8 protein-coding genes and 2 rRNA genes (1 of these 10 only partly in view) are annotated in these 9,348 nt (G+C 44.3%); 9 read left to right on the top strand and 1 reads right to left on the bottom strand.

Going from position 1 to position 9,348, the window contains the following annotated elements:
* From AM500_RS24150 to purB, 5 genes are all read left to right on the top strand, one after another.
* Window positions 1-1,660 (top strand): 23S ribosomal RNA (locus tag AM500_RS24150) (it extends 1,274 nt beyond the left edge of the window).
* A gap of 72 nt (window positions 1,661-1,732) precedes the next feature.
* Window positions 1,733-1,849: ribosomal RNA gene (gene rrf / locus AM500_RS24145) — 5S ribosomal RNA — on the top strand.
* Window positions 1,850-2,110: 261 nt separating this feature from the next.
* On the top strand, window positions 2,111-2,806 hold the full coding sequence (locus AM500_RS24140; RefSeq protein WP_053601498.1) for a DUF421 domain-containing protein: 696 nt from the start codon (window positions 2,111-2,113) through the stop codon (window positions 2,804-2,806).
* Window positions 2,807-2,861: 55 nt separating this feature from the next.
* Window positions 2,862-3,050: an NETI motif-containing protein gene (locus AM500_RS24135; protein WP_053601497.1), complete on the top strand. Its 189-nt coding sequence runs from the start codon at window positions 2,862-2,864 to the stop codon at window positions 3,048-3,050.
* 165 nt (window positions 3,051-3,215) lie between these two features.
* Complete coding sequence (gene purB / locus AM500_RS24130) at window positions 3,216-4,508, top strand: adenylosuccinate lyase (RefSeq protein WP_053601496.1); 1,293 nt, start codon at window positions 3,216-3,218, stop codon at window positions 4,506-4,508.
* Between the two features lie 19 nt (window positions 4,509-4,527).
* Here purB and AM500_RS26195 read toward each other — a convergent pair whose 3' ends face one another.
* Complete coding sequence (locus AM500_RS26195; RefSeq protein WP_053601495.1) at window positions 4,528-4,734, bottom strand: hypothetical protein; 207 nt, start codon at window positions 4,732-4,734, stop codon at window positions 4,528-4,530.
* A gap of 309 nt (window positions 4,735-5,043) precedes the next feature.
* Between AM500_RS26195 and AM500_RS24120 the strand changes: the two genes are divergently transcribed.
* The 4 genes from AM500_RS24120 (at window position 5,044) to AM500_RS24105 (ending at window position 9,323) form a co-directional block, all read left to right on the top strand.
* On the top strand, window positions 5,044-6,786 hold the full coding sequence (locus AM500_RS24120) for an adenine deaminase C-terminal domain-containing protein (RefSeq protein ID WP_053601494.1): 1,743 nt from the start codon (window positions 5,044-5,046) through the stop codon (window positions 6,784-6,786).
* Between the two features lie 69 nt (window positions 6,787-6,855).
* Entirely contained in the window at window positions 6,856-7,893 is a 1,038-nt protein-coding gene (locus AM500_RS24115; protein WP_053601493.1) for a DUF3048 domain-containing protein, read from the top strand.
* A gap of 41 nt (window positions 7,894-7,934) precedes the next feature.
* Entirely contained in the window at window positions 7,935-8,249 is a 315-nt protein-coding gene (locus AM500_RS24110; protein WP_053601492.1) for a YerC/YecD family TrpR-related protein, read from the top strand.
* Window positions 8,250-8,630: 381 nt separating this feature from the next.
* Window positions 8,631-9,323, top strand: a complete 693-nt coding sequence (locus AM500_RS24105) for a heptaprenylglyceryl phosphate synthase (RefSeq protein ID WP_053601491.1) — start codon at window positions 8,631-8,633, stop codon at window positions 9,321-9,323.
* Window positions 9,324-9,348: the final 25 nt, after the last annotated feature.

The raw sequence follows: 9,348 nt of genomic DNA, 5'->3' as shown, positions 1-9,348 counted from the left end.
GACTTGTGGAGCGCTTGGAAGTGAGAATGCCGGTATGAGTAGCGAAAGATGGGTGAGAATCCCATCCACCGAATGCCTAAGGTTTCCTGAGGAAGGCTCGTCCGCTCAGGGTTAGTCGGGACCTAAGCCGAGGCCGAAAGGCGTAGGCGATGGACAACAGGTTGATATTCCTGTACCACCTCTTCATCGTTTGAGCAATGGGGGGACGCAGGAGGATAGGGTAAGCGCACTATTGGACATGTGCGTCTAAGCAGTTAGGCTGGGAAGCAGGCAAATCCACTTCCCGTGAAGGCTGAGCTGTGACAGCGAGGGAAATTTAGTACCGAAGTTCCTGATTCCACACTGCCAAGAAAAGCCTCTAGCGAGATGAAAGGTGCCCGTACCGCAAACCGACACAGGTAGGCGAGGAGAGAATCCTAAGGTGAGCGAGAGAACTCTCGTTAAGGAACTCGGCAAAATGACCCCGTAACTTCGGGAGAAGGGGTGCTCTTTAGGGTTCATAGCCCTGAAGAGCCGCAGTGAATAGGCCCAGGCGACTGTTTAGCAAAAACACAGGTCTCTGCGAAGCCGCAAGGCGAAGTATAGGGGCTGACGCCTGCCCGGTGCTGGAAGGTTAAGAGGAGGGGTTAGCTCACGCGAAGCTCTGAATCGAAGCCCCAGTAAACGGCGGCCGTAACTATAACGGTCCTAAGGTAGCGAAATTCCTTGTCGGGTAAGTTCCGACCCGCACGAAAGGCGTAACGATCTGGGCACTGTCTCAACGAGAGACTCGGTGAAATTATAGTACCTGTGAAGATGCAGGTTACCCGCGACAGGACGGAAAGACCCCGTGGAGCTTTACTGCAGCCTGATATTGAATTTTGGTACAGCTTGTACAGGATAGGTAGGAGCCTGAGAAGCCGGAGCGCCAGCTTCGGTGGAGGCGTCGGTGGGATACTACCCTGGCTGTATTGAAATTCTAACCCGCACCCCTTATCGGGGTGGGAGACAGTGTCAGGCAGGCAGTTTGACTGGGGCGGTCGCCTCCTAAAATGTAACGGAGGCGCCCAAAGGTTCCCTCAGAATGGTTGGAAATCATTCGCAGAGTGTAAAGGCACAAGGGAGCTTGACTGCGAGACCTACAAGTCGAGCAGGGACGAAAGTCGGGCTTAGTGATCCGGTGGTTCCGCATGGAAGGGCCATCGCTCAACGGATAAAAGCTACCCCGGGGATAACAGGCTTATCTCCCCCAAGAGTCCACATCGACGGGGAGGTTTGGCACCTCGATGTCGGCTCATCGCATCCTGGGGCTGTAGTCGGTCCCAAGGGTTGGGCTGTTCGCCCATTAAAGCGGTACGCGAGCTGGGTTCAGAACGTCGTGAGACAGTTCGGTCCCTATCCGTCGTGGGCGCAGGAAATTTGAGAGGAGCTGTCCTTAGTACGAGAGGACCGGGATGGACGCACCGCTGGTGTACCAGTTGTCTTGCCAAAGGCATCGCTGGGTAGCTATGTGCGGACGGGATAAGTGCTGAAAGCATCTAAGCATGAAGCCCCCCTCAAGATGAGATTTCCCATTCGCAAGAAGTAAGATCCCTGAAAGATGATCAGGTTGATAGGTCAGAGGTGGAAGCGCGGCGACGTGTGGAGCTGACTGATACTAATAGATCGAGGACTTAACCATATTTGATGACTTGATGTTCTTCTGATTCTTCCTTTACGATTACCCAGTTTTGAGGGAACAACCCTCATATAGTCTGGCAGTTATGGCGAGAAGGCCACACCCGTTCCCATCCCGAACACGGAAGTTAAGCTTCTCAGCGCCGATGGTAGTTGGGGCGTAAGCCCCTGTGAGAGTAGGACGCTGCCGGGCAACAACAAAAGGGCAACCCATATTGGGTTGCCCTTTTTGTTATGGAAAAGTAAAAAAAGCGTTTAGCTATCCGGCCGTATCTAACATTTCGCGCTTATTAAGTTTTACGAACCAGCCAGCCAAACTATCACTGCTTTGAAGGACGAATTGCCAAAATGGCTGCTCTGTTATCAAAAAAACACGTCAATATACCAGAAGAAGGAATCGTTAATTTTATCGAAGTGGGGTAAATGGACATAAAGAGATTGGGAGGTTGTCCATATGTTATACGGAACTATTGCACTGAAACTTATAGTTGGATTTTTTGCCTTGGTGGCTGTAACAAGAATTCTTGGGAAGAAGGAAATGTCCCAGGTGACGCCGTACGATTTTGTATACGCAATAATTTTAGGCGGGATAATCGAGGAATCGATTTATGATGAAAAAGTATCCATACTTCATGTCTTATTTGGAGTCGCAGTATGGGGTATTGTCATATTTGCAGTAGAAAAGCTAACCGAAAAATATGATAAAATTCGCAAGCCTTTAAAAGGTTCCGTCTCTGTACTTATAAAGGACGGGGAAATAGACCACAAGGAAATGAAGAAAAACTCTTTAGAAATGGAGCAGCTCCGCTCCTTGCTTAGAACTCAGGGTGTCTTTTCATTAAAAGAAGTAAAATATGTCTTTATGGAAACAGGCGGTCAAATCAGTGTTATGAAATATGCAAGTGCGGATCCGGTAACCCCGGAAATTTTGAACGTAGATACAAAAGATGAGGAGCCTGCGTTAATGCTTGTTGACGAGGGGAGAATTGTAGAAGAAGACCTGAAGAAAACCGGCAAGGATGAAAAATGGCTTAAGGATGAGTTAAGGAAAGAAGGATATGATGATATCAGTACAATCTATTACGCCGAATGGTCCAAGCAGGGCGGCTTTTATATCAAAGAATTTGAAAAAGAAGAATGCCGCGGTTGATGAACCGCTACGGGGGAATAATAAGACATGAAGATGAATGAAAGGAAAGAGTGTTATGGGGAAAAAGCAGCTATTTGAAGTGCTTGAAAATGAATCAATTAATGATTGTCTCAATCGAATGAAAGCACAAGGGTTTCGCCCGGTAGGCCGAATTGAACGGCCTATTTTCAAAGAAGAGGGTTCGGACATAGTTCCTGTGGGCCGAAAATTTCTATTTGAAGGAAAACCTTTGGAAAAAGAGTGAAAAAATCGAGATTAAAGCTCTCAAAAACGAACATTTATCAAGTTTTTTGTTTGGATAGTTCGCCTCCTTGTTTGACTAGTTCCAATCGGGTTGTTAAGATAGAAAGTGACTAGTGCCGAGAATGATTGCTTGGCTTCATACTTAAAGAAAAACGGGGGAGAAGGAATGATAGACCGTTACACTAGACCTGAGATGGGTAAAGTTTGGAATGAAGAAAACAGATTTGGCGCATGGCTGGAAGTGGAAATATTAGCGTGCGAGGCATGGGCCGAATTGGGTGATATTCCTTATGAAGATGTTCGGAAAATCCGTGAAAACGCTGGATTTGATGTAAGCCGTATTAAAGAAATCGAGGAAGAAACCCGTCATGATGTGGTGGCTTTTACAAGGGCTGTTTCGGAAACACTTGGTGAAGAGCGAAAATGGGTTCATTATGGACTGACCTCTACAGATGTCGTTGACACGGCTTTATCTTATCTTCTCAAACAGGCAAATGAAATTATCAGGGAGGATATCGGGAGGTTTATCGCGGTCTTGAAGGAAAAGGCTCAGGAGCACAAGTACACTGTCATGATGGGCCGTACCCATGGAGTCCATGCTGAACCTACTACGTTTGGACTTAAACTGGCATTGTGGCATGAAGAAATGAAACGGAATCTGAATAGATTTAATGAGGCGGCTAAAGGTGTGGAAGCCGGTAAAATTTCCGGTGCAGTTGGTACCTATGCGAATATTGACCCTTTTGTTGAAAAATATGTTTGCGAAAATTTAGGCCTTGAACCGGCTCCAATATCCACACAAACACTTCAGCGTGACCGGCATGCCCATTACTTATCTATAGTGGCTTTGATTGCTACCTCCATTGAAAAATTTGCTGTGGAAGTCCGCGGGCTTCAAAAAAGCGAAACTCGTGAAGTAGAGGAGTTTTTTGCAAAAGGCCAAAAGGGATCATCGGCAATGCCGCACAAACGCAACCCAATTGGTTCGGAAAATATGGCGGGTCTTTCGAGGGTTATTCGCGGACATATGCTGACTGCTTATGAAAACGTACCGTTATGGCATGAAAGGGATATTTCTCATTCTTCTGCGGAAAGGATTATCCTTCCTGACGCGACGATTCTTCTAAATTATATGCTTAACCGATTTAGTAATATTGTGAAGAACCTGACAGTCTATCCGGAGAACATGAAGAGGAATATGGGTAGCACACTGGGACTAATCTACTCTCAAAGAGTCCTGCTTGCACTAATCGACAAGGGTCTTTCTCGAGAGAAGGCTTACGATACAGTACAGCCTCGGGCGATGGAGGCATGGGAAAAGCAAGTTCCATTCCAGGAATTATTGGAAACGGATGAAGCTGTGACATCTCTTTTAACAAAAGAGGAACTGAATGAGTGCTTTGATTATAGCTACCATCTACAACATGTCGATACAATTTTCAAAAGGCTTGGATTATAAAAAGGAAAAGGAGCATCCGCTATCGAGTGGATGCTCCTTCTCTTCTATATCGTATTGAATTAGCCTTCCCTTCATATGAAGACATTTCCTCTTTATAATCCGAATTTTCCCCTTGTTTTCGATGTTCTTCATTTTGCTTTTCTTTAGAAGGCCTTTGCTCCTTGGATTCTTTTTGTTTATCTCCACTATTTTGAATAAAATCCGTAACCGGGCAATACCTGACCATTCCTTCTGCCACCTTCATGGCTGCCAAAAAAGAAAGGGCTAGATACGAGTCACGCCAAGGTTTTTTGACCATTTTGGCCGTGCACTAGGAGAGAATAGCCAACCCTGCAGTAATTCGAATCATGGCATTAACTATGCCAATGTTTTGTCTCATCTTCAACTTGTTCACTCCTTCACAATTTTCTTATTTAATACTGTTAAACACTACTGTACGAAAGAAAATTATGTGTTATTATTAAATGAAAGGGCTTACTTTTTATAGAATCTTCAGAAAAATATTATAGAGACACTTTTATAAGGGGGAGGGACCATGCTTGAACAACGATACCGTTGGAAAAATAAGCAACTTCGCGAACACGTTGAAGTGTTGGATGGCAAACGTGCCCCAACCATCGTTTTAACAAATGCAACCTATTTAAACCAGGCATTTAATAAATGGATGACGGCTAATATATGGATTTATGAAGACCGGATAGTATATGTAGGAAACAAACTGCCGTCTAATCTTGTGAATAGCAGCACAATAGATTGTTCCGGTAAATATCTTGTTCCAGGATATATTGAACCGCATGCACATCCATTTCAGTTATATAATCCCCACTCGTTTGCTGCCTATGCATCACTTCGGGGGACAACAACCATTTTGAATGACAATCTATCATTAATCCTTCTTTTGGAAAGAAAACAGGCATTTTCATTAATGAAAGATATGCGAAGTTTACCAGCGAGCATATTTTGGTGGTGCCGATTCGATCCGCAAACAGAAATTCGGAATGAGGAAGAGGTTTTTTCACACGGAACAATCAAGTCCTGGCTGGAGCATGACGCAGTCCTTCAGGGCGGGGAATTAACAGGCTGGCCGAAACTGCTAGCCGGGGACGACATGATGCTCCACTGGATTCAGGAAGCAAAGCGGATGCGGAAGCAAATTGAAGGGCATTTTCCAGGGGCATCTGAGAAAACCTTGGCAAAAATGATGCTGCTAGGTGCGGATTGTGACCATGAAGCGATGACAGGTGAGGAAGTATATGAACGGCTCCTCCAGGGCTACACTGTTTCCTTGAGGCATTCTTCTATCAGGCCTGATCTTCCCAAGCTTTTGGACGAAATGAACGACTTGGGCATAGATGTGTATGATCGTTTGATTTTTACCACGGATGGCTCTTCTTCACGGTTTCATAGGGATGGGGTCATCGACATGATGATTAAGATTGCTATTGAAAAAGGTATTCCCCCTATCGATGCTTACAATATGGCAACCATTAATCCAGCAAGGTATTACAATATTGGCCATATCCATGGGAATATTGCTACCGGCAGAGTCGCGAATATCAATTTCCTGGATAGCATTGAAGAGCCTTGTCCGGTATCGGTTCTCGCTAGAGGAAAATGGGTGAAAAGAGATGGCGAAGTTGTTGAGCATTTCCCTGAACTGGATTGGGACAGTTATGGCTTAAACTCGCTTGAACTGGATTGGGAGTTATCAATGGATGATCTTCAATTCTCGATGCCGTTTGGAATAAAATTAGAAAACGCTGTAATTACAAAGCCGTACTCAATTAATTTGGAAGTTTCGAGAGACACACTTTCTGATAGCCATGACGAATGCTTTTTTATGTTGATAGACAGGAAAGGGAAATGGAGAATTAACACGATCCTTAAAGGTTTTGCGAATAAGCTTCAGGGGATGGCGAGCTCTTTTTCAAATACTGGCGATATTTTGTTGATTGGCAAAAGCAAGGCCGATCTTCTCCACGCCTTCCGTCGAATGAAGGAAATTGGCGGTGGGATTGTGATTGCTGAAGGTGGAGAAACCATTTGTGAACTACCATTGGAACTTGGCGGCCTAATGACTAAAGAGCCACTTGAAAAGCTAATTGAAAAAGAACAAATTCTTCATGATGTTTTAAAGGAGAGAGGCTATTCGTTTGGCGATCCTGTTTATAGCCTGCTGTTCTTTTCTTCAACCCATCTTCCCTATGTAAGGATTACGCAGCAGGGAATGTATGATGTTATGAATAAAAATATACTCTTTCCGTCAATAATGCGTTAAAATGGTAAAGTAAAAGTAAATAAAAACTAGTTGTGATAGAGAGATAGATGATAAATTTGAGGTGTGGAAATGAGAAAATGGGCTGTTGCATTAGTGGCATGTTTGCTGCTTTTATCGGCATGCAGCAAAGAAGCACCAAAGACAGCAGATAAAGAAAAGAAAAAAGCTGTAGCTTCTGAAAAGCAAGGGAAGGATCTTCCGTACACATTCCCGTTAACAGGGATCGGCTCAGAAAGTTCTACCGATGGCAGGGCATTTGCTGTTATGATTAATAATTTTCCAAAGGCCAGGCCGCAATCCGGGCTGCACAAGGCAGATATTGTTTATGAAATGCTCGCAGAAGGGGAAATCACCCGATTCCTTGCAGTGTTTCAAAGTGAAAAGCCGGAAACGGTAGGACCAGTCAGGAGCGCACGGGATTATTATCTTCATCTTGCCAAAGGCCTGGACAGTATTTTTATAGCTCATGGGTACAGCAAGGAAGCAAAACAGATGCTCAGCAACGGTTTCATTGACAACATTAATGGAATTGCCTATGATGGGACGCTGTTCAAGCGCGCAGATTTTAGAGTGGCACCGCATAATTCATACATCACTTTCGATAATATGCTAAAAGGATCAAAGAAGCTCGGATTTGACCTTTATAAGACGCCAAGGCCATTTACTTTCTTGAAAGAAAATGCTGTTAAGGGACTTTCGGGGAAAGAAGCTTCTTATGCCAGTGTTGCCTATTTTTCAAATGATATTTACACCTCTGTTTATGAATATGATACTGCGCTGGGGAAATATAAGCGTTATAGCAACGGCGAACTAACTATTGACCTTGATACAAAACAGCCTATCCTACTGGATAATATTTTTATAACAGAAATGAGCCACACACCAGCAGGAGAGGGCGGCCTGCGTGATATTGACCTTGAAAGCGGAGGCAAGGGCCTCCTTTTACAAAGGGGAAAAGCCATTGAGGTTGAGTGGAAAAACAGCGGTGGAAGAATCCTGCCCTATTTAAATGGAGCGGAGGCGGGGCTTGTACCGGGTAAAACCTGGGTCAACATTATCCCGCAGGATCCCGGAATTCCTGGAAGCGTATCGCTTGAAGCAAACTAGGAACCAGAACAATAACAGAGGTTTAAAAAGGGGTGAAATCCATGCAAATCAATAAATTAAGAGGAAAAGAACTAGACCAGCTTTTCAATGCAATCCTTTCTTTGGAAGACCTTGAGGAATGCTATCGATTGTTCGATGATTTATGTACAGTCAATGAAATCCAGTCGCTTGCTCAGCGGCTTGAGGTGGCAAGAATGCTTCGTGAAGGCAAGACCTACCACAAGATAGAAAGTGAGACAGGAGCAAGCACAGCAACCATTTCTCGGGTTAAGCGCTGCCTGAATTATGGAAACGATGGGTATGAAATGGTGCTTGAACGGGTTAAGGAGCCAGCCGGGACAGTAACGGAAGAATAATAGGAATGACAGCCGGTGCAGAAAAGCGCCGGTTTTTCTTTTGTTCATAATATATGAAAGTATATTGTATATCCTTACTTTTGAGAACTGTCTAGCTTCACAAGGAAAGCTTCAGTAGCATTAACATCGCACGAAGAAAAACGGTAGCATAAGGAAAGCTTCACCGAAAGTACATTGCACGAAATTACGTGATAGAGTAATGAGGATTTTCGAGGAGCGTATAATTTAATTCGGTCCTCTCATTACGGTAAGTCAACATCGATTCGCTTGTGCTTCTTTGTGTTGGTTATCATTTCTAAATCTGTTTTCCCCGTTTTGTTTTTGTATCGTTTTACCAGATGCTATAATGGACTAATGGAGTAGTGAATGGAGGATTCATCAATGTACGATTACCGCGAATGGCGCCATGTATTCAAGCTTGACCCGGCCAAGGAGCTATCTGATAAGGACCTTGAAATAATTTGTGAATCAGGTACGGATGCCGTTATGATAGGGGGAACGGACGGAGTCACACTTGAAAAGGTACTTGACTTGATGGCAAGAGTTCGCCGTTATACCGTTCCATGTGTCCTGGAGATTTCGAATCTTGATTCTGTTTCGCCTGGGTTTGATCTCTACTTCGTTCCGTCTGTTTTGAATAGCCGCGACCCAAAGTGGATCAATGGCCTTCATTTTGAGGCAGTTAGGGAATTTGGGCATATGGTGGATTGGGACGAGTTCGCCATGGAAGCGTATATTATTCTTAACGAAGACTGCAAGGCAGCAAGACTGACAAAAGCAGATACAACTCTGTCAGTCGAGGATGTACAGGCCTATGCAATGATGGCGGAAAAGATGTTTGGAATGCCAATTGTTTATCTTGAATATAGTGGAGCCTTTGGTGACCCAGAAATAGTGTCTGCTGCGAAAACAAGTCTTGAGAAATCCATTCTTTTTTATGGAGGAGGAATCCGGACAAAGGAGCAGGCAGTAGAAATGTCCAGGCATGCTGATGTAATTGTTGTTGGCAATATCATATATGAAAACTTGCAACAGGCACTTGAAACTGTAAAAGCAGTTCGCTCTGGAAAATAAGTGCGTATTGTTCATAAATAGATTA

Origin of the sequence: Bacillus sp. FJAT-18017, assembly GCF_001278805.1 — a bacterium.
In the GTDB taxonomy this organism is placed as follows: domain Bacteria; phylum Bacillota; class Bacilli; order Bacillales; family Cytobacillaceae; genus Bacillus_D.
Note: the sequence above shows the minus strand (reverse complement) of the source record. Positions and strands in the feature narration are given on the sequence as shown.